This window comes from Kitasatospora sp. NPDC001664, assembly GCF_053596675.1.
On sequence record NZ_JBSFGS010000023.1, the window covers coordinates 45,776 to 65,916 of the forward strand.

Annotated in this window: 22 protein-coding genes; 14 read left to right on the plus strand and 8 right to left on the minus strand. The window is 74.2% G+C overall.

From position 1 onward, the window contains the following. Window positions 1–4: 4 nt before the first annotated feature. A complete protein-coding gene (gene ku / locus ACWCYY_RS28490; RefSeq protein ID WP_449797656.1) occupies window positions 5–973 on the minus strand; it encodes a non-homologous end joining protein Ku in 969 nt (322 codons plus the stop codon). A gap of 10 nt (window positions 974–983) precedes the next feature. Then, the gene (locus ACWCYY_RS28495; RefSeq protein ID WP_449797657.1) at window positions 984–1,895 is read right to left on the minus strand and encodes a LysR family transcriptional regulator; all 912 of its coding nucleotides are present in this window, start codon (window positions 1,893–1,895) and stop codon (window positions 984–986) included. Between the two features lie 104 nt (window positions 1,896–1,999). Between ACWCYY_RS28495 and ACWCYY_RS28500 the strand changes: the two genes are divergently transcribed. The 10 genes from ACWCYY_RS28500 (at window position 2,000) to ACWCYY_RS28545 (ending at window position 11,333) form a co-directional block, all read left to right on the plus strand. Then, entirely contained in the window at window positions 2,000–2,722 is a 723-nt protein-coding gene (locus ACWCYY_RS28500; RefSeq protein ID WP_449797658.1) for an SDR family oxidoreductase, read from the plus strand. A 53-nt stretch (window positions 2,723–2,775) separates the two neighbouring features. Next, window positions 2,776–3,747 carry a non-homologous end-joining DNA ligase gene (gene ligD / locus ACWCYY_RS28505; RefSeq protein ID WP_449797659.1) on the plus strand — a complete coding sequence of 324 codons (972 nt, stop codon included), beginning with the start codon at window positions 2,776–2,778 and terminating at the stop codon, window positions 3,745–3,747. A 125-nt stretch (window positions 3,748–3,872) separates the two neighbouring features. After that, window positions 3,873–4,397, plus strand: coding sequence for a DoxX family protein (locus ACWCYY_RS28510; RefSeq protein ID WP_449797660.1), 525 nt, complete (start codon window positions 3,873–3,875; stop codon window positions 4,395–4,397). An 18-nt stretch (window positions 4,398–4,415) separates the two neighbouring features. Beyond that, a complete protein-coding gene (locus ACWCYY_RS28515; RefSeq protein ID WP_345284421.1) occupies window positions 4,416–4,643 on the plus strand; it encodes a hypothetical protein in 228 nt (75 codons plus the stop codon). 105 nt (window positions 4,644–4,748) lie between these two features. Next, window positions 4,749–6,206, plus strand: a complete 1,458-nt coding sequence (locus ACWCYY_RS28520; RefSeq protein ID WP_345284423.1) for a catalase — start codon at window positions 4,749–4,751, stop codon at window positions 6,204–6,206. A gap of 164 nt (window positions 6,207–6,370) precedes the next feature. Next, a complete protein-coding gene (locus ACWCYY_RS28525; RefSeq protein WP_345284425.1) occupies window positions 6,371–6,757 on the plus strand; it encodes a DoxX family protein in 387 nt (128 codons plus the stop codon). Between the two features lie 88 nt (window positions 6,758–6,845). After that, window positions 6,846–7,874 (plus strand): phosphotransferase family protein, encoded by a 1,029-nt coding sequence (locus ACWCYY_RS28530; protein ID WP_449797661.1) that lies wholly within the window; start codon window positions 6,846–6,848, stop codon window positions 7,872–7,874. 2 nt (window positions 7,875–7,876) lie between these two features. Then, window positions 7,877–9,094, plus strand: a complete 1,218-nt coding sequence (locus tag ACWCYY_RS28535; RefSeq protein WP_449797662.1) for an acyl-CoA dehydrogenase family protein — start codon at window positions 7,877–7,879, stop codon at window positions 9,092–9,094. A 2-nt stretch (window positions 9,095–9,096) separates the two neighbouring features. Then, entirely contained in the window at window positions 9,097–10,266 is a 1,170-nt protein-coding gene (locus ACWCYY_RS28540; RefSeq protein WP_345284431.1) for an acyl-CoA dehydrogenase family protein, read from the plus strand. Then, the gene (locus ACWCYY_RS28545; RefSeq protein WP_449797663.1) at window positions 10,263–11,333 is read left to right on the plus strand and encodes an acyl-CoA dehydrogenase family protein; all 1,071 of its coding nucleotides are present in this window, start codon (window positions 10,263–10,265) and stop codon (window positions 11,331–11,333) included. The genes ACWCYY_RS28540 and ACWCYY_RS28545 overlap by 4 nt, the downstream gene beginning before the upstream one ends. A 7-nt stretch (window positions 11,334–11,340) precedes the next feature. Here the strand turns inward: ACWCYY_RS28545 and ACWCYY_RS28550 are convergent, their stop codons facing one another. The 4 genes from ACWCYY_RS28550 to ACWCYY_RS28565 all read right to left on the minus strand — a co-directional run bounded on the left by ACWCYY_RS28550 (window position 11,341) and on the right by ACWCYY_RS28565 (window position 15,194). Continuing rightward, window positions 11,341–12,630 carry a phytase gene (locus tag ACWCYY_RS28550; protein ID WP_449797664.1) on the minus strand — a complete coding sequence of 430 codons (1,290 nt, stop codon included), beginning with the start codon at window positions 12,628–12,630 and terminating at the stop codon, window positions 11,341–11,343. 76 nt (window positions 12,631–12,706) lie between these two features. Continuing rightward, window positions 12,707–13,672, minus strand: coding sequence for an NADPH:quinone oxidoreductase family protein (locus ACWCYY_RS28555; protein WP_449797720.1), 966 nt, complete (start codon window positions 13,670–13,672; stop codon window positions 12,707–12,709). Between the two features lie 5 nt (window positions 13,673–13,677). Continuing rightward, a complete protein-coding gene (locus ACWCYY_RS28560) occupies window positions 13,678–14,442 on the minus strand; it encodes an SDR family oxidoreductase (protein WP_449797665.1) in 765 nt (254 codons plus the stop codon). Beyond that, window positions 14,439–15,194 carry an SDR family oxidoreductase gene (locus tag ACWCYY_RS28565; protein ID WP_380150093.1) on the minus strand — a complete coding sequence of 252 codons (756 nt, stop codon included), beginning with the start codon at window positions 15,192–15,194 and terminating at the stop codon, window positions 14,439–14,441. Before ACWCYY_RS28565 ends, ACWCYY_RS28560 begins: the two co-directional genes overlap by 4 nt. Window positions 15,195–15,323: 129 nt before the next feature. On the opposite strand from ACWCYY_RS28565, the gene ACWCYY_RS28570 reads away from it, so the two are divergent. The 3 genes from ACWCYY_RS28570 (at window position 15,324) to ACWCYY_RS28580 (ending at window position 17,350) form a co-directional block, all read left to right on the plus strand. Beyond that, entirely contained in the window at window positions 15,324–15,947 is a 624-nt protein-coding gene (locus tag ACWCYY_RS28570; protein ID WP_380150092.1) for a TetR/AcrR family transcriptional regulator, read from the plus strand. A 73-nt stretch (window positions 15,948–16,020) separates the two neighbouring features. Next, complete coding sequence (locus ACWCYY_RS28575) at window positions 16,021–16,836, plus strand: hypothetical protein (protein ID WP_345288989.1); 816 nt, start codon at window positions 16,021–16,023, stop codon at window positions 16,834–16,836. A 55-nt stretch (window positions 16,837–16,891) separates the two neighbouring features. Further along, window positions 16,892–17,350 (plus strand): TIGR03618 family F420-dependent PPOX class oxidoreductase, encoded by a 459-nt coding sequence (locus ACWCYY_RS28580; protein ID WP_449797666.1) that lies wholly within the window; start codon window positions 16,892–16,894, stop codon window positions 17,348–17,350. Here the strand turns inward: ACWCYY_RS28580 and ACWCYY_RS28585 are convergent. Then, window positions 17,347–17,886, minus strand: a complete 540-nt coding sequence (locus tag ACWCYY_RS28585; RefSeq protein ID WP_449797667.1) for a PadR family transcriptional regulator — start codon at window positions 17,884–17,886, stop codon at window positions 17,347–17,349. The genes ACWCYY_RS28580 and ACWCYY_RS28585 overlap by 4 nt on opposite strands. 109 nt (window positions 17,887–17,995) lie before the next feature. Here ACWCYY_RS28585 and ACWCYY_RS28590 point away from each other — a divergent pair, with 109 nt between their 5' ends. Next, window positions 17,996–18,763: an alpha/beta fold hydrolase gene (locus ACWCYY_RS28590; protein WP_449797668.1), complete on the plus strand. Its 768-nt coding sequence runs from the start codon at window positions 17,996–17,998 to the stop codon at window positions 18,761–18,763. Window positions 18,764–18,785: 22 nt separating this feature from the next. Here the strand turns inward: ACWCYY_RS28590 and ACWCYY_RS28595 are convergent, their stop codons facing one another. After that, entirely contained in the window at window positions 18,786–20,135 is a 1,350-nt protein-coding gene (locus ACWCYY_RS28595) for a Fic family protein (RefSeq protein WP_449797669.1), read from the minus strand. Between the last annotated feature and the right edge of the window lie 6 nt (window positions 20,136–20,141).

A 20,141-nucleotide genomic window follows, 5' to 3' on the forward strand; every position in this document is an offset into this window, starting at 1 on the left:
CTGCTCAGGAGACCGCCTTGAGGCGGCGCTTCGGCTTCACGGCCTTGGTGACCGCCTTCAGCAGCTCGTCCCTGGTCATCGATGAGCGACCCTTGATGTCCAACTCGGTCGCGCGCTCGTAGAGTTGCGCCTTCGTCATGGCGGTGAGGTCCTCCTTCGCCGGAGCCTCGGGCCGCACCGGCGCTGGGGTCTTGCCCACCGCCGCCATCGAGCGGTTGAGCACCTCCATCAGGTCCACCACGTTGGTGGCCACGGCCGGCTCCTCGGAGCGGACCATCTCGCGGCCCTCGACCTTGGCCTCCACCAGTTCGCGCACCCGGTCCTCGTAGTCGTCCCGGTAGTCCTCCGGGTTCCAGTCCATCGCGAGCATCCCGATCAGCTGCTCGGCCGCCTTCAACTCCCGCTCCTGGAGCGTGACGTCGGCCTCCGGCAGGTTGTCCACCTCGCTGTGCGGATCCCGGACCTCGTCGGCGAAGTGCATGGTGTGCAGGGTGAGGGTGTCGCCCTCGACGTGCACCGCCGTCAGGTACTCGCGGCCGCGCATGGCGAACTTGGCGATGCCGGCCTTGCCGGTGCGGCTGAGCGCCTCCCTGAGCAGGGCGTAGACCTTGGTGTACTCCTTGCCCTTCGGGCCCAGGTAGTAGGTCTTGTCGAAGAGGATCGGCTCGACCTGCTCCAGCTCCACGAAGCCGAGGATCTCGATGGTCTTCGACCGTCCGGGGGAGATCTCCTCCAGCTCCTGCGGCTCCACCACCACGTACTCGCCCTCGGCGAGCTCGAAGCCCTTCACCACGTCGGCGTAGGGCACCTCCTCGCCGGTGCGCTCGTTGACCCGCTGGTTGCGCACCCGGTCGGAGGTCCCGCGCTGGAGCTGGCGGAACCGCACGCTGTGGTCCTCGGTGGCCGAGTACAGCGCCACCGGCACGGTGACCAGCCCGAAGCTCAACGTCCCCGACCACATCGCCCTGGCCATCCGGGCCTCCTCAGCCGACGCCTGCGTCCCCCTGCCCTCCAGGTTCGCCCACCCTGGCGTGCCCGGCCAGCACGTCCAGGAAGGCGGCGGTGATCCGGTCCGGCCCGGGGCGGGTGTAGCCGGCCAGGGTCCGGCGGACCGGCGGGTCGGGGCGCAGCACCCGGGCGGCGAAGCCGGGCCGCAGCAGGTTCCCCGGCACCAGGGCCGGGCCCAGCCCGGCGGCGGCCAGCAGCGGGGCGGCGGCGGTCTGCTCAGTCCGCACGCCCGCCTCCGGGCGGAATCCGGCCGCCGCGCAGGCCGCGTCGAGCACCTCGGCGAGGCCGTTGCCGGGCGCGTAGTGCACCCACTCCCGCCCCGCCAGCGAGGCCAGCGCGATCCGCCCGCCGGGCGCCTCGGCCGGGTCGTCCCCGGCCAGCACCACGACGAACTCCTCCTGCCCCAACTCCCGTACCGGGCCCGCCCATTCAGCGGGACGGGGCCCGACCGCCAGATCCGCCCGGCCTTCGCTCATCGCGGCGGCCAGCGCCTCGGCGTGCGGGTACTCGCGCAGCCGCACCCGCACCTGCGGGTGGCGGGCCCGCCAGGCCCGCAGCACCGGCGGCAGCACGCCGAGCGCGACGGAGTACACCACGGCCAGCTGGAGCTCCCCGCCGTCCAGCCCGGCGGCCCGGCGGGCGGCGGCCCTGGCCCGCTCCGCTCCGGCCAGCGCGGCCCGGGCGTGCGGCTCCACCTCGCGGCCCATCGGGGTGAGCCGCACCGAGCGCGGCAGCCGCTCCAGCAGCGGCCCGCCGCACTCCCGCTCCAGCGCCCGCACCTGGTGCGAGAGGGCCGGCTGGGAGACGTGCAGCAGCTCGGCCGCCCGGGTGAAGGAGCCGGTCTCCACCACGGTGACCAGATACTCGTACTGACGGAGCGTAGCCATGCACGGAGTTTATGGCCGGCGGAGGAAGCATGTCTTGGACAGGGGGTACCCGGCCGACGGAGGCTCGTCGAGAGAGATCCACTTCCCCCTGGAGGAGCAGACAGATGAGCGACGACATCCTCGACGGCCGCCGCCTGGTCGTGATCGGCGCGGGCTCGGGCATCGGCCGCGAGCTGGCCCGGACGGCCTCGGCGGCCGGGGCCGAGCTGGTGCTGGCCGGGCCGGACGAGGCCCGGCTGGCGGCCACCGCCGCCGAGCTGCCCGGCCCGGCCCTGGTGCAGCCGGTCGACCTGGCCGACGAGGCCTCGATCGCCGCGCTGGCCGCGCGCACGGGCCGCTTCGACCACCTGGTCTCGACCGCGGCCATGCCGGCCAACGGGCCGGTGCGGGACCTCGAACTGGCCGACGTGCAGCGGGCGTTCGCCGCCAAGGTGTTCGGTCCGCTGCTGCTCGCCAAGCACCTGGCCGGGCAGGCCGGGCCCGGCGGCTCGTTCACCTTCTTCTCCGGCGTGGCCGCCTGGCGCCCCGCCCCCGAGCGGGTGGTGATGGCCACCACCAACGGCGCCCTGGCCTTCCTGGTCGAGGCCCTCGCGGTGGAGCTGGCACCCGTCCGGGTCAACGCCGTCTCCCCGGGCATCGTCGACTCCGGCGCCTGGGACGGCCTGGCCGAGCGCAAGGACGCCTTCCTGGCCGGCGTGGCCGCGAAGAACCCGGCCCGCCGGGTCGGCGCCCCCGCCGACCTGGTCCGGGCGGTGCTGTACGCGATCGGGAACCCGTACGTCACCGGCACCGTCCTGCACGTCGACGGCGGCGGCCGCCTGGCCTGAGCCCCCGCCGCGGACCCCGGGCCCGGTCCCCCTCCCGGTGCCACCCTGGAGGGGTGACACTGCTCCGCTTCTCGCCGATGCTGGCGAGCTCCAGCGAGCGCCGGGAGTTCGGCCCGGGCTGGCTGCTGGAGCGCAAGCTCGACGGCATCCGGGCGCTGGCCTACCGGGACGGCCCGACCGTCCGGCTGGAGTCCCGCACGGGCAAGCAACTGGCGCCCGGATTCCCCGAGTTGACCGAGGCCCTGGCCGCGCAGCCGGTGCAGCGCTTCGTGCTGGACGGCGAGATCGTCGCCTTCGACGAGCACGGCGCGACCAGCTTCGAACGGCTCCAGCAGCGCATGCAGCTGCGCGATCCGCGCCGCGCCCTGGCCACCGGCGTGGCGGTCACGTACCACCTCTTCGACCTGCTCCAGCTGGAGCAGTACGACACCACCCGCCTGCCGCTCTCCGAGCGCAAGCAGGTCCTCGCCCGGGCCCTCCGGTACGAGGGCCCGCTGCGCTACACCGAGCACCGGGTGGCGGACGGACCGGTGCCGCTGGCCGAGGCCTGCGCCCGGGGCTGGGAGGGCCTGATCGCCAAGCGCGCGGACGGCGCCTACCAGCAGCGCCGCTCCTCGGACTGGCTGAAGCTCAAGTGCACCGCCGGCCAGGAGCTGGTGATCGGCGGCTTCACCGACCCGGCCGGCTCCCGGGCGGGCTTCGGTGCCCTGCTGCTCGGCACCCACCTGACGGAGGGCGGCGGGCCGCTGCGGTACGCGGGCAAGGTCGGCACCGGCTTCTCCACCGCCGTGCTGCACGGACTGCGGGCCCGGCTGGACGACCTGGTCCGGCCCGGCTCGCCGTTCGACGGCCCGGTGCCGGAGCGGAGGCCGCACTGGGTGGAGCCGGTCCTGGTCGCCCAGTGCGCCTTCACCGGCTGGACCAGGGAGGGAAGGCTGCGCCACCCGCGCTTCCTCGGGCTGCGGGAGGACAAGGAGGCGCACGAGGTGGTCCGCGAGTCCTTCCGCGAGGGCCAAGGGACTTGACAGTTCATCAGGCAAGTCCGCGCTCGTTGTTCAAATTGGAAATGTCAGGTACGGTCACCCAAGTGGTTCAAATTCGAACCGCGCTTCCCCTTGCCCAGGCCGCCCGAGACCGGAGACCTGCCGTCATGACGACCACCTCCCCCACGCCCCCCGGCGGCGCCACCCTGCCCGCCTACGACCTCGGCCTGCTCGTGCTGCGCCTCGGCCTCGGCCTGACCATGGCCGGCCACGGCCTGCAGAAGCTGTTCGGCTGGTTCGGCGGCAGCGGCCTCGACGCCACCTCCCAGTTCTTCGCCTCCGTCGGCTACCCCGCCCCCGACGCGATGGCCGTGGTCGCCGCCCTGACCGAGACCCTCGGCGGCCTCGGCGTGGCCCTCGGCCTGCTCACCCCGCTGGCCGGCGCCGCCGTGGTCGGCACCATGCTCAACGCCCTCGCCGTCACCTGGACGGGCTCCTTCTTCTCACCCGACGGCCCCGAGTACGTGATCATGCTGCTCGCCGCCTTCACCGCGCTCACCCTGACCGGCCCCGGCCGCTACTCGGCCGACTCCTTCGTGCCCGTCCTGAACCGCCACCGCCTGGTGTACGGCCTCGCCGCACTGGCCCTGGCCGTGATCACGGCCGGCGTCGTCCTGCTGGTCCGCGACTGACCGCGCGACACTGGAACCATGAGCCGTGACATCTTCCACCCCCCGGTGGTGGTGCGGGCCCCCACCAAGGGAGCCCGCCCCTACCGGCGGGTGGAGATCTACGGGCGCCTGGTGGGCAAGGCCACCGGCGAGGCCGACGTGGCGGAGTTCATCCGCCGGGCCGGGGTGGACGACCCGGACCTGGACGACCCCGAGCTGGTCGAGTGGCTCGGCGGCGGACGCGCGGTGTGGGCCCCCGAGGAGTAGCGCTGCGGTTGTGGGACGGCGCGGTCGGTGTTCGAGTGGGTATCGGCCGTCGCGGGCCGACCGCCGGCCGAGAGGTACGCGCGTACCGCTAGGAGGCCCTACCCCATGTCCGAAGCACACGTCCCGTACACCACCAACAACGCCGGTGTCCCGGTCGAGAGCGACTCGGATTCGCTGACCGCCGGGCCGGTGGGCCCGATCCTGCTGCACGACCACTACCTGATCGAGAAGATGGCCCAGTTCAACCGGGAACGGGTGCCCGAGCGGGTGGTGCACGCCAAGGGCGGCGGGGCCTACGGCTTCTTCCAAGTCACCAACGACGTCAGCCAGTTCACCAAGGCGGACCTCTTCCAGCCCGGCAAGAAGACCGAGCTGCTGATCCGCTTCTCCACGGTGGCCGGCGAGCTCGGCACCCCCGACAGCTGGCGCGACCCGCGCGGCTTCGCGGTGAAGTTCTACACCGAGCAGGGCAACTACGACCTGGTCGGCAACAACACCCCGGTCTTCTTCGTCCGGGACCCGATCAAGTTCCAGGACTTCATCCGCTCGCAGAAGCGCCGCCCCGACACCCACCTGCGCGACAACGACATGCAGTGGGACTTCTGGACCCTCAACCCCGAGACCGCCCACCAGGTCACCTGGCTGATGGGCGACCGCGGCATCCCGAAGACCTGGCGCCAGATGAACGGCTACGGCTCGCACACCTACCAGTGGGTCAACGCGGGCGGCGAGCGCTTCTGGGTCAAGTACCACTTCAAGACCGACCAGGGCATCGACTTCCTCACCCAGTCGGACGCGGACGCGCTGGCCGGGCAGGACCCGGACGCCCACATCCGCGACCTCTACGACGCGGTCAAGAACGGCAACCACCCGAGCTGGACGCTGCACGTCCAGGTGATGCCCTTCGAGGACGCCTGGGACTACCGGTTCAACCCCTTCGACCTCACCAAGGTCTGGCCGCACGGCGACTACCCGCTGATCGAGGTCGGCCGGATGACGCTCAACCGCAACCCCGACAACTACCACGTGCACATCGAGCAGGCCGCCTTCGAGCCCTCGAACCTGGTGCCCGGCATCGGCGTCTCGCCGGACAAGATGCTGCTCGGCCGGATCTTCTCCTACCCGGACACCCACCGGTACCGGATCGGCCCCAACTACGCGCAGCTGCCGCCCAACCGGCCGCACGTGCCGGTGCACTCCTACGCCAAGGACGGCCCGATGCGCTTCGAGGCCTCCCGGGCCGAGGTCCCCTACGCCCCCAACTCCTACGGCGGCCCGGCGGCCCAGCCCGAACTCTGGGGCTCCCCGCTCGGCTGGGACGTGGCCGGCCGGATGGTCCGCGAGGCCTACCCCCTGCACCGCGAGGACGACGACTGGGGCCAGGCCGGCACCCTGGTCCGCACCGTCCTCGACGACGCCGCCCGCGACCGCCTGGTCTCCAACGTCAGCGGCCACCTCCTGAACGGCGTCTCCGCCCCGGTCCTGGCCCGCGCCCTCGACTACTGGCGCAACGTCGACAAGGACCTCGGCGACCGCATCGCCACCAAGGTCAACGGCGGATAGCGCCCGCCCTCCGCCCCACGGCCGCCCCGGGAGCCCTCCCGGGGCGGCCGTCGTGCGGGCCGGTGTGACCGGGGTCACGTCGGGCGGTGTCACAGGGGGGGCGGCTCTCTCGTCCCAGGGGTGGAACGGCGAACAGCGCCGCCACTGCCCCGGAGGAGCACCCCATGAACATCGCCCTGTGGATCGTCGCCGGCTTCCTCGCGGTCGCCTACCTCGCGGGCGGGGGCCTCAAGCTGGTCCTGCCGAAGGCGCGGATCGCCGCGTTCGGGCCCAGCTCGCAGTGGGTCGGGGACTTCAGCGCGGGCGGGGTGAAGGCGATCGGCGCCCTGGAGGCGCTGGCCGGGATCGGGCTGGTGCTGCCCGCCGCGGTGGGCGTCGCACCCGTCCTGGCGCCGCTGGCCGCGCTCGGGCTGGTGCTGCTGATGGCCGGCGCGGCGGTGGTCCGGTACCGGCGCGGGGAGATCAAGCTGGTGGGCGTGGACCTGGCCTACCTGGCGCTGGCCGCCTTCGTGGCCTGGGGCCGCTTCGGCCCGGCGGCCTTCACCGGCTGAGCCCGGGCCCCGTGCGGGGCGTTGACAGGGGCAGACCTCACGGCAATGCTAAGCAAGCGCTTAGTCACCCACCCGTGAGGACTGCCCCATGAGCGATGACTTCCCCGATCCGCCCGGCCTGGACCTCGCCCGGCTGCGGACCCACCTCGATGCCGAACGGCCCGGGCTGGTGGCCGGGCCGCTGTGGGCGGAGCTGATCGAGGGCGGTCGGTCGAACCTCACCTACCGCGTGGGGGACGGCAGTTCGACCTGGGTGCTGCGGCGGCCGCCGCTCGGGCACGTGCTGGCGACGGCCCACGACATGGGCCGGGAGTACCGGGTGATGACGGCGCTGGCACCGACCGCCGTGCCGGTGCCGGAGACGCTGCTGCTGGTGGAGGACCCGGAGGTGCTGGGGGCGCCCTGGTACCTGATGGAGCACGTGGCCGGGACGCCGCACCGGGACGCCGACGCGCTGGCGGCGCTCGGCGAGCAGCGGGTGCACGCGCTCGGGCTGCACCTGGCCGACACCCTGGTCGCCCTGCACGCCGTCGACCCGGCGGCCGTCGGCCTGGCGGACTTCGGGCGGCCGGAGGGCTTCCTGGAACGTCAGCTGCGGCGCTGGGAAAGGCAGTTGGAGAGCTCGCGGAGCCGCGAGGTGCCGGGCATCGCCGAGCTGCGGGCCGGTCTGACCGACACCCTCCCCGGCTCCCCCGCCCCGGCGCTGGTCCACGGCGACTACCGCCTCGACAACGTGTTGGTCGGCCCGGACGACCGGATCACCGCCGTGCTGGACTGGGAGATGTCCACCCTCGGCGACCCGCTCACCGACCTCGGCCTGCTGGTGATGTACACCGAGCTGGCCCGCCGGTACGACGGCATCCTGCCCGGCGCCGCACTGGCCCCCGGCTTCCCCGCCGCCGCGGAGCTCGTCGGCCGCTACGCCGAGGGATCGGGGCGGGACGTCTCGACGCTCGGCTGGTACGTCGGCTTCGCCTCGTTCAAGCTCGCCGTCGTCCTGGAGGGCATCCACTTCCGGCACGCCCAGGGCCGCACGGTCGGCTCCGGCTTCGACCGGGTGGGCGAACTGGTGCCGCTGTTCGTGCAGTTCGGCCTGACCGCACTCAAGGAGAACTGACCGTGGACTTCGCCTACGACGACCGGACCGAGCAGCTGCGCGGGCAGCTCACCGCCTTCCTGGACGAGGCGGTGTACCCGGCGGAGCCGGTGCTGGCCGCCCAACTCGCCGACCCGGAACGGACGGAGTGGACCGTCCCGGCGGTGATCCGTGAGCTCCGGCAGGAGGCCCGGGCGCGCGGTCTGTGGAACCTCTTCCTGCCGGGCGAGCACGGCGCCGGGCTGACCAACCTCCAGTACGCCCCGCTGGCCGAGCTGACGGGCCGTTCGATCCTGCTGGCCCCCGCCGCGCTCAACTGCGCCGCGCCGGACACCGGGAACATGGAGCTGCTCGCCCAGTTCGGCGACGAGGCCCAGCGCAAGCAGTGGCTGGAGCCGCTGCTGAACGCCGAGATCCGCTCGGCCTTCGCGATGACCGAGCCGGAGGTGGCCTCCTCGGACGCCACCAACATCACCACCAGCATCGAGCGCCGCGGCGACGAGTACGTGGTCAACGGCCGCAAGTGGTACATCACCGGGGCGATGAACCCGGACTGCAAGGTCCTCATCGTGATGGGCAAGACCGATCCGACGGCCGACCCGCACCGCCAGCAGAGCATGATCCTGGTGCCGCGCGACACCCCCGGGGTGACGGTCCGCCGGGGCATGACGGTCTTCGGCTACCGGGACGAGGACCACGGCGGGCACGCCGAGATCCTGTTCGAGGACGTCCGCGTCCCGGCCGCCAACCTGATCGGCGAGGAGGGCGCCGGCTTCGCCATCGCCCAGGCCCGGCTCGGCCCCGGACGGATCCACCACTGCATGCGGGCGATCGGGATCGCCGAGCGGGCCCTGGAGTTGATGTGCCGACGGGTGAGCGAACGCGTCGCCTTCGGCAAGCCGCTGGCCGCCCAGGGGGTGGTCCAGGAGTGGATCGCCGAGTCCCGGGTACGGATCGAGCAGGCCCGCCTGCTGGTGCTCAAGACGGCCTGGCTGATGGACACCGTCGGGAACCGGGGCGCGCACACCGAGATCCAGGCCATCAAGATCGCCGTCCCGGCCATGACGGAGTGGGTGCTCGACAAGGCCGTCCAGGCGCACGGCGCGGCCGGGGTGAGCCAGGACACCCCGCTGGCCCAGCTCTGGGCGGGGAACCGCACCTTGCGGCTGGCCGACGGTCCGGACGAGGTGCACCGGCGGTCACTGGCCCGCCGGGAGCTGCGGCGCCACCAGGAGGGCTGACCATGGACCTGCGCGCACGGACGAGGGAGTTCCTCGCCGCCCACGACCCCGCCGGAACCGGACGGACCGCCTTCCTGCGGGCCCGCTTCGACGCCGGCCTCGCCTGGGTGCACTTCCCGCCCGGGCTCGGCGGCCTCGGCGCGCCGCGCTCCGGACAGGCGGCGGTGGACGAGGAGTTGGCCGCCGCCGGAGCCCCGGACAACGATCCGCGCCGGATCGGCATCGGCCTCGGGATGGCCGCCCCGACCGTCCTGCGGCACGGCACCGAGGAGCAGAAGCGGCGCTTCCTGCGCCCGCTCTGGACCGGCGAGGAGGTCTGGTGCCAGCTGTTCAGCGAGCCCGGGGCCGGCTCCGACCTCGCCTCGCTCGCCACCCGGGCGGTGCGCGAGGGCGACCACTGGGTGGTGGACGGCCAGAAGGTGTGGACCTCGATCGCGCACGCCGCGCGCTGGGCCATCCTGCTCGCCCGCACCGACCCGGACCTGCCCAAGCACCAGGGGATCACCTATTTCGTCTGCGACATGACCGACCCCGGGGTGGAGGTCCGGCCGCTGCGCCAGATCACCGGGGAAGCCGAGTTCAACGAGGTGTTCCTGACCGGGGTGCGGATCCCCGACGCACACCGGATCGGCGCGGTGGGCGAGGGCTGGCGGATCGCCCAGACCACCCTCAACAACGAGCGGGTGGCGATCGGCGGCCAGGCCACCCCGCGCGAGGGCGGGATGATCGGCGTCGTGGCCGGGGCCTGGCGCGAGCGGCCCGGGCTGCGCACCCACGAACTGCACCAGCGGCTGCTCAAGGGCTGGGCGGACGCGGAGCTGCTGCGGCTGACCGGTGAGCGGCTGCGCCAGCAGCTGGCGGCCGGGCAGCCCGGCCCGGAGGGCGCGGCGATGAAGCTGGCCTTCGCCCGGCTGGCCCAGGAACTCAGCGGCCTGGAGCTGGAGTTGCTCGGCGAGGACGGGCTCGTCTACCAGGACTGGGCGATGACCCGCCCGGAGGTGGTCGACTTCACCGGCCGTGACGCCGGGTACCGCTACCTGCGGGCCAAGGGGAACTCGATCGAGGGCGGCTCCTCCGAGATCCTGCGCAACGTGATCGCCGAGCGGGTGCTCGGCCTGCCCTCGGAGCCGCGTACCGACAAGGACCTGCCGTGGAAGGACCTGCGCCGATGAGCGATCTGCTCTACTCCGAGGTGGAGGAGGAACTCCGCTCCGCCGTCCGGGACTTCCTGACCGACCACTGCCCGCCCGCCGCTGTGCTCGGCCGCGTCGAGACCACCGAGCCCTACGACCCGCGGCTCTGGCGCGGCCTGGCCGACGGCCTCGGGGTGGCCGGGCTCCAGGCACCCGAGGTGCTCGGCGGCGCCGGCGCCTCGGTGCGCGAAGTAGCGGTGGTGCTGGAGGAGTTGGGCCGATCGGTGGCACCGGTGCCGTACTTCGGCAGCTCGGCGCTGGCGGTGACGGCGCTGCTGGCGGCCGACGACCGGGAGCTGCTGCCGCAGCTGGCCACCGGGGAGCGGACCGCCGCCCTCGCGGTGCCGTTCTCCACCCCACCCGGGGCCCCGCTGCCGCAACTCGCCGCCGGGGAGCGGCTCTCGGGCCGGATCACCTCGGTGGCGGACGCCCTGACCGCCGACGTCCTGCTGGTGCCGGCCGGCGGCGCGCTCTGGGCCGTGGACCGCGCCGAGGCCACCGTGCTCCCCCGGACCTCGCTCGACCTCACCCGGCCACTGGCCGACGTGGAGCTGAGCGGAGCGGCGGCCCGGAAGGTGGCGGACGGCCAGGAGCCGGCCGCCGCCGCCCTGCTGACCGGGGCGGGCCTGCTGGCGTCCGAGCAGCTCGGCATCGCCGAGTGGTGCCTGGCCACCACCGTGGCCTACCTGAAGGAGCGTCACCAGTTCGGCCGGCCGGTCGGCTCCTTCCAGGCGCTCAAGCACCGCCTCGCCGACCTCTGGCTGGAGATCGTCCAGGGCCGGGCCGCCGCCCGGTACGCGGCGGACGCCCTGGCCACCGGCAGCCCGGACACGGCGGTGGCGGTGGCCCTCGCCCAGTCGCACTGCGGGGCGCTGGCCGTCCGGGCCGCCGAGGAGTGCGTGCAGCTGCACGGCGGCATCGGGATGACCTGGGAGCACCCGGCCCACCTCTACCTCAAGCGTGCCAAGGCCGACCAACTCGCCCTCGGCACCCCGGGGTTCCACCGGGGCACCTTGGCGGACCTGGTCGGCCTCACCGCACCGTAGCCGTGCGTCAGTCGATCGCGCGCAGCACGTCGCGCAGGTCGACGTACTTGAAGCCGGTGGCCTCGCGGTCGCCGTCGCCCGGGGTCTCCTGGCCGTCCTGGACGACCATCAGGCCGTGCGGGTAGCGGCGGCCGAGCGGGGCGTTGAGCACGGCCGCGCCGTCGCAGACCTCGGAGCCGTCGAGGGTGGCGGACGCGGCGGTGATCCGGAAGGCCCCCTCGAACTCGTTGTGCTCCTCGCGCTCGCGGTCGTAGGCGACGAAGGTGTCGTCGCCCTGGCTGGAGGCGAGGAGGTAGCCCCCGCCGTGGCCCCGGTCGAGGATGGTCAGGCCCTCCACGTCGGCGGTCAGGTGCTTGCCGCCGTAGCCCGGGTCGGCACCCGGGACGCACTCCTCGGTCTCCGGGTCGTAGGTGGCGGGCACGCCGTACTCGCGGACCCGGTCCATCAGTTCCGGCCGCCCGGAGAGGTCGGCGGGGATGCGCCAGATCCCGACGTCCTCCTGCCCCGCGTACAGGGTGCCGCTCTCCGGATCGACCACCATGCCCTCCACCTGCGGGAGTTCGCCGGGCTCGGCGCACGGGGCCCAGGTGCCGCCGTCGGGGAGGCGGAAGGAGGCGGGGAGGTCGACGGTGCGGACCTGACGGTAGGTCACCGTGTCGGCCGGGGTGGCGGTGAGCTCCAGCAAGGCGAGGCGGGTGCGGTGCCGCTGGCTGGCGATCGCGTAGCTGCGGCCGGTGCGTCGGTCCGTCCAGGTGGCCAGGCCGTAGGCGGTGGCCTGCTCGTTGATCTGCGCCTGGTCCGCCGAGAACACCGGGCTCACCCCGGGGTCGGTCACGTCGGTCAGCGGACCGCCGGGCCGGTCCGGGTCGATCCGGTAGACCCGCAACCGGTCGTTGCCCCGGTCCGTCACCACGGCCAGGTCGGCCTTGGCGCCGCCGATCCGGACGCCCTTCAGCAGGTCCACGTTGTTGAACCGCCCCGGCGCGTCCTCCTCCCCCGGCCCGGCCGGCGCCGCCAGCGCCTGCACCTGCCGCGCCTCCAGGTCGTAGACCCGCAGCCCGCCCTGCTTCGCCGTGGCGATCACCAGGCTCCGCCCCGGATCGGCGTCGTTGCGCCAGATCGCCGGGTCGTCGGCGTTGGCCTTCCCACCCGCCTTGTCGTCGAACAACGGAGCCGTCTCCGCCCTCGGATGCACCTCCGGCAGCCGCGAGGCGGCCCCGGCGGGGAACGGGACGGAGACGGCGAGGAGGGTACCGAGCACGAGGGAGGCGGCCCGCACGGCCTGACGAGTGGTCATGGGCCGCCACCCTTGCGCCCCCGGGCGGCCGGCGGGCGAGCGGCGGCCGACGTCCCGGTGAAGCTCTCGTGCACCCCTACGGCAGGATCGCGATCCGGCCGGTGGTGGTGCCGTCGGCGACGCGTTGGACGGCGTCGGCCGCCGCGTCGAGCGGCAGGCGTTCGCTGACCAGGGGGCGGATGACGGACTTGGCGGCGAGGGCGGTGAGTTCGGTGTGGGCCGCGTGGACGGCGGCGGGGTCGTGGGTGGCGTAGAGGCCCCAGTGGAGGCCGAGCACCGAGTAGTTCTTGACCAGGGCGTGGTTGAGGGCGGCGGTGGGGATGGTGCCGCTGGCGAAGCCGATGACGACGATGCGGCCCTCGAAGGCGATGCAGCGGGTGGAGCCGGTGTAGGCGTCGCCGCCGACCGGGTCGAAGACCACGTCCGCGCCCCGGCCGGCGGTGGCCTGCTTGACCGCGGCGGTGAAGTCCTCGGTGCGCCGGTCGATCACCAGGTCGGCGCCCAACTCCCGTGCCACGGCTGCCTTCTCGGGGCCGCCGACGACCGCGATCACGGTGGCGCCCGCCGCCTTGCCGAGCTGGACGGCGGCGCTGCCGACGCCTCCGGCCGCGGCGTGCACCAGCAGCGTCTCGCCGGCCCGCAGCCCGGCCCGCCGGTGCAGCGCGAACCAGGCCGTCTGGTAGGCGATGTGCAGCGCGGCGGCCTCCGCGTCGTCCAGCGCCGGCGGGGCCGCGAAGGCGCCCCGGGCGTCCATCAGGGCGTACTCGGCGAAGGCCCCGGCGGGCAGCAGCGGGGTGCCGATCACCCGCTCCCCGGCCCGCGCGCCTCCGACCACCTCGCCGCACAGCTCCACCCCCGGGGTGAACGGCAGCGGCGGCCGCACCTGGTAGTGGCCCCGGACCATCAGCGCGTCCGGGAAGTTGACCGCGGCGGCCCGCACCCGGACCAGCACCTGCCCGTCCCCCGCCTCGGGTCGGGGTACCTCGGCCGGCCGCATCACCGCCCCCGGCTCGCCCAGCTCCCCGACCTGCCACGCCCGCATCGTGCTCACGCCTCGTCCTCCAGCCGTTGCTGCATCCGGTTCATCGTGCCCAGCCAGCGGTCGGTGTCCCCGGCCCTGGCCAGGTAGTACCGGGCCACCTCGGGGTGCGGAAGGATCAGGAACCGCTCCTCGGCGATCCCCCGCATCACCTCCTCGGCGACCACGGAGGGCTCCAACGCCTCCTCCGCCAGCAGCAGTTGACCGGCCCGTCCGGTCTCCTCCAGCATCCTGGTCCGCACGCCCTGCGGGCAGACCGCGTGCACCCGCACGCCCCGGTGGCGGTAGGTGGCGGAGAGCCACTCGGCGAAGGCCAGCGCGCCGTGCTTGCTGACGGAGTACGGGGCGGAACCGAGGCTGGTGAGCAGCCCGGCCGCGGAGACGGTGGCGACGAAACGGCCCGCGCCGCGCTCCAGCCAGTCGGGGAGCAGGAGTTCGGCGGCCCGGACGTGCGCCAGCACGTTGACCTGCCAGGCGCTCTCCCAGGCGGCGGGCCCGGCGTCGGCGCCGCCCACCGGGGCGACGCCCGCGTTGGCGCAGTACACGTCGATGTGGCCGAGCTCCTTGCGGGCGGCCGCGATCAGCTCCTCGGGGCGGGACGCGTCGCCCGGCACCGCGACGCCCCCGATCCGCTCGGCGACGGCCGAAGCGGCCTCCGCGTCGAGGTCGTTGACCACCACGCGGGCCCCGCCCGCCGCCGCGAAGGCCTCGGCCATGGCGGCCCCGATGCCGTGCCCGGCGCCGGTGACCACCACGCCCAGCCTGCGGGTCACAGGCCGCCGCCCAGGGTGATGCCGCCGTCCACCACCAGGGTCTGGCCGGTGATCCAGGCGGCGTCCTCGGAGAGCAGGAAGGCGACCGCGCCGGCCACGTCCTGCGGGACGCCGAGCCGCTTCATCGGGTAGGCCGCGGCCACCTGCTCCTCGCGGCCCTCGTACAGGGCCTCGGCGAAGCGGGTCTTGACCACGGCGGGCGCGACGGCGTTGACCCGGATCGACGGGCCGAGTTCGGCGCCGAGCTCGGTGGTGACGCGCATCAGGGCAGCCTTCGAGACCCCGTACATGCCGATGCCGAGCGAGGCGCGGATGCCGGCGATGGAGGCCACGTTGACCACCGAGCCGCCGTGCTCGCCCATCCAGGCGTCGCGGGCGAGGCGGATCCAGGCCAGCGGGGCGAGCACGTTGACGCCGAGGATCTTGGCGGCGGCGGCCTGGTCGACGTCCAGCAGGGAGCCGAACACCGGGTTGATGCCGGTGTTGTTGACCAGGTGGTCGAGGCGGCCGAACTGCTCCGTCGTGCGGGCCACCACCTCGGCCTGGTGGGCCGGGTCGTCGGACTTGCCGGCCACGGCGATCGCGTGGTCGGGGCCGCCCAGCTCGCGGACCGCCTCGGCCAGCGGCTCGGGGTTGCGGGCGGTGATGCAGACCCGGGCCCCGCGCTCGACCAGCTCGCGGGCGATGCCGAGGCCGATGCCCCGGCTGGCTCCGGTGACCACGGCCACCCGGTCCTTGAACGACGGCGCCATGGCCGATTCCTCTCCACTGGTGCGACGCGCAGGAGTGACTAAGCGCTTGCTTAGCATGTTGGCGACGGGTCACACTGTCAACCACTCCGACCCCGGGGCGGACCGCACCCGTCTGCGAGGATGGCCACCATGAACGACCACGCGACCGCCGAACTCTGGCCCACCGGCAGTACGGGCGAGCGGACCGAGGCCGCCCGCCGGCTGCTGCTCGCGGCGGTCGAGTCCTTCGCCCGGCGCGGCTACCACGCCACCACCACCCGGGACATCGCCACCGCCGCCGGGATGAGCCCGGCGGCCCTCTACATCCACTACCCCTCCAAGTCGGCACTGCTCTCCGAGATCAGCCGCACCGGCCACCAGGCCACCCTGGACCTGGTCGAGCGGGCGGCCGCCGAGGGCAGCGGCCCGGTGGAGCAGATGCGGCAGCTGGTCGAGGACTTCACTCGCTGGCACGCCCGGGGCCACACGGTCGGACGGATCGTCAACCACGAGCTGCACGCGCTGCCGGAGGAGGAGTTCGAGGTGGTCGCCGCGCTGCGGCGGCAGATCGAGGAGACGGTGCGGCGGATCATCGAGGCCGGGGTGGCGGAAGGTTCCTTCCAGGTGCCGGATGTGCGGACGGCGGCCCGCGCGGTGACCTCGCTCGGCATCGACGTCTCGCGCTGGTACACCGAGCGGAGCAGCGAGACCCCGGAGGAGCTGGGCCGGCGGTACGGGGTGCTGGTGCTGCGGATGCTCGGGGCCGCGATCTGACGTCCCGCCGGAGCCGCTCCTTCCACCCTCCCTCGACTTAGGTTAGGCTCGCCTTACCTGCCCAGGAGGACGGATGCCCGCCAGCCCTGCCCTGCCCAGCTCCGGAAGCCCCGCCACCGCGCCCACCCCGGCCGAACGCGCCCGCACCCTGCTGGAGTTCGCCTCCTCGGTGATCGTCGACGTGCCCGGCATGGACCTGGCCCAGCGCCCCGGCATCCCGCCCGCCGCCCGCTGCGCGGTGCTGGCGGACGGCTCGCTCGCCCTCCTGGTCGAACAGGACTCCCCGCTCTGCCGGATCGCCTCGGTCGCCCGGGGCGACGAACTCCCGGCCGTGGTCGAGGCGGTGGACGTGGCACCGGTCGCGATGCCGCACCGCATCCGCGGCCGCGCCACCGCGCACGGGCACCTGGACGTGCTCACCGCCGCCGCGCCCGAGGTGCTCGACGGCCTCTTCCCGCAGCGCCCCACCGGAGTCCGGTACGCCCTGCTCCGGCTCGCCCCCGACCACCTCTCGGTCGAGGACCTCTGGGGATCGGAGTGCTGCGTCCCGCTCGACGGGCTCGGCGCGGCCGCACCGGACCCGCTCGCCGCCGACGAGGCCGCCATGCTCCAGCACCTGGCCGCCGCCCACCCCGACCACCTCGCCCGGCTCGGCGCGCTGGCCCTCGACCACCCCGCCGGCCCGGCCGGCTGGACCGGGCACCCGGTCGGCCTCGACGTCCGCCCGGTCGCCCTGGACCGCTTCGGCCTCCGGGTCCGGATGATCGACGGTGCCCGCATCCTCGACGCCCGCTTCGAGTTCCACCGCCCGGTCACCGCCGCCGACCAGCTCCCCGAGGCCATGCACCGCCTCTTCCGCCCGGCCGGCTCCCACCGCGCGGACGCCTGACGATCTTTCTTCCACCAGAGGAAATTGTCGGACCGTCAGCTCGGTTGGCCACGGCATGACCGAGAAGCCGAAGCCCCGCACCCTGTCCGACGACGCCCTCTCCGAGCTGCTCTCCCGGCAGCAGTTCGGCACCCTCTCCACCGTGAAGCGCAGCGGCCACCCGCACCTGACCACCATGGTCTACAGCTGGGACCCGCAGGCCCGGATCATCCGCTTCTCCACCACCGCCGACCGGGTCAAGGTCGCCCACCTGCGCTCGAACCCCCAAGCCGCCGTGCACGTGACGGGCGGCGACGTCTGGTCCTTCGCGGTGGCCGAGGGCGAGGCCGAGGTCTCCGAGGTCTCCACCGAGCCGGGCGACGCGGTCGGCCGCGAGCTGCTCGCCATGATCCCGGCGGCCGCCCGCCCCGGCCCGGAGGACGAGGAGGCCTTCCTGGCCGAGCTGGTCGCCGAGCGCCGCCTGGTCATCCGCCTGAAGGTGAACCGTCTCTACGGCACCGCGCTGGACGTCTAGGCCTCGTCGTCCGCTGCCTCCAGGTCCTTCAACGTCGCTTCCAGCCAGGCGAGTTCGGCCTCGGTGGTGGCGCGGGCGATCCGCAGCAGGCCGGCCCGGAACGGGTCGGTGAGCTCCTCCGCCCGGAGGGGGCGGGCGCCCTCGTAGAAGAAGCTGGCCGGCTCGCCGAGGAAGGCGAGCCGGCGGCGGAGCACCGCCGCCTGCTCGGCCGGGCTCTCCAGGTGGCGCAGGAAGGCCAGCACGGTGAACCAGCGGTTCTCGTCGCTGATGTCCAACTCCTCCGGCTCGCTCAGCAGTTCGCGCAGTGCGCGCTGCCCGGCCGGCGTGAGGTGGAGGGTGTGCCGGGGCGCGGCCGCCGCACCCGGTTCGGTCTCGCGGCGCAGCAGGCCGTCGGCCTCCAGTCGCTTGATCGCCGGATAGAGGGTGCCGTCGCTGATCGGCCGGACGTGCCCGGTGAGCGCGGCCAGGTGGCGGCGCAGCTCGTAGCCGTGCAGCGGCCGGTCGCACAGGAACCCGAGGATGGCGAGCTTCAGCATGCGCCCATGCTGCCATGCCGCGCGCCCGGATATATCGCTTCCGTGATACCTCGGCACCGATGTATGGTCTGGGCCGTCCGCTCACCGCACCCGCGTCAGGAGCCCCGCCATGCGCCAAGCCCCCGTGACCCCGAACGGCGACCTGATCCGCTGGATCGAGCTGCCCGGCGCCGAGCCGGCCCGGCTCCACCTGCACGGCCTGGGCGCCAGCTCGCCCGTCTACTCCGCCGCGGCCGCCGCCCACCCGCTGCTGACGGGCCGTCGGTCCCTGCTGCTGGACCTGCTCGGCTTCGGCATCAGCGACCGGCCCGCCGACTTCCCGTACACCCTGGAGTCGCACGCCGACGCGGTGGCCACCGCCCTCACCGCCGCCGGGGTGGAGGGTGCCGAGGTGATCGCGCACAGCCTGGGCGGGGCGGTCGCCGTCCTGCTGGCGGCCCGTCACCCCCGCCTGGTCTCGAAGCTGGTGCTGGTCGACTCGGTCCTGGACCCGGCACCGACCGTGCCCGCTCCCGGGTCCACCGGCATCACCGAGTACACCGAGGAGGAGTTCCTCGCCGAAGGGTGGCACCGGACCGCCGAACGGGTCGGCCCCACCTGGTGGGCCACCATGCGCCTGGCCGGCCCCGTCGCCCTGCACCGCACCGCCGTCCACCGCGCCCGGGGCACCACCCCGCCCCTGCGCGAACAGCTGGCCGCCCTGACCGTCCCCCGCACCTACCTCCACCCCGAGGCCGACGGCGCCCCGGCCGGCGCGGCGGAACTGACCGCCACCGGCACCACCGTCCGGGCCGTCCCGGACTGCGGCCACACCATCATGTTCGACAATCCCGAGGGCTTCGCCCTCGCCGTCTCCGAAGCCCTGAACCGGAGTTGACGCGGGGTCGGGTAGCCGCCGGTCAGCTGCCGGCTGCGGCCTCCCGGGTCCAGTAGAGGGCGTTCGCCACGCTCCGGGCGCACTCCACCGCGTCCTGCGGCGAGTCCGCCCGGTACGAGACCCGGCGGAGCGCGCCGACGGCGTCGATGCCGGACCCCTCCCGGGCGAGGACGAAGAGCAGGGCCAGGAAGCCCGCCCGGGCGTTGCCGTCGTCGAACGGGTGGAAGAAGGCGACGTCCAGGTAGGCCCGCGCGGCCCTGGCGGCCAACGGCAACCCGCCGGCGGCGCTCCCGGCCAGGCAGGCGTCCAGCCGCGCGCGGGTGTCCGGCCCGATGCCGTACCGCTCGCGGCCGTCCTTGGCGAAGGCCGCAAGGGTGCGGAACGGCGGCGGCCGCTCGACGCCCAGCACGTGCCGCTGCCACCCGCTCAGCAGCTCGAAGTCGAGCACCGCCCCGCGCGCGGCGTCGGCCCTGACCTGCTCCAGGGCGGCCAGCATCCCCTCCCCGCGCGCCCGGTCGATCGCCAGGTCGAAGGCGCGGACGTCCTCCGCCGCACCGTCCCGCGACGGCACCACGGAGCCGGGGCCCAGGTCTCCGACCTCGTCCCAGGGCACCTCCTCACGGACCGTCAGCCAGTCCCGGAGGTGGTCCCGCCCGGGCTCGGGGGTCCGCCGGGCGAGACCGGGCGTGAGCGCGCCCGCCAGCCGCTCCGCGACCTCGGCCGCCTCCTCGGACTCCGGGGCGGTCCAGCTGTGGAAGCGGCCGCCGACGGCCTCGTTCACCAGTCGCACCGCCGTTCCGGAGGCCACGCCCCAACGGGCGAGGAACCAGCCCAGCACCACCTGGCAGTGGCCGTACCACGCGCTGTCCGCCCCGGTGCGGTCGGCGACGCGCGCGATCAGCCGCCGGGAGGCGTCCTCCCAGAGGTCCCGCCGGTCCTCCACCTCGGCGAGCTCCAGTGGGTACGCGTCGAAGTGCGCCGCCAGCTCCTCCAGCCAGTCCCGCCACTCGCACAGGGCCTCCGTGACCTTCGCGAGGGTCTGCTCCGGGGTGCCGATCGAGTGCGGCGGACAGCACCAGCTCCCGACCGGTCCGCCGTCGACGTCCCCCTCGGCCCGGGCCCAGCGCCAGCCCAGCGCCCAGTCGCCGTAGTGCCGGGCGAGCGCGTGTGACATCGCGTCACCCCAGGAGTCCCCGCGCTCGCGGACCAGTGCCCGGTGCTCGGGCCCACCCGGGGCGTCCGGCATCCACGGCACCTGTCCGGCCGGGCCGAGCCCGCGCACCACCTCGGCCGCGGTCGCGCGGTCGAAGGGCCGGCGGGCGGGGTCGACCTCGTCCCAGGTCAGCCGGTACGGGGAGAGTTCGAGGATCACCGGCCC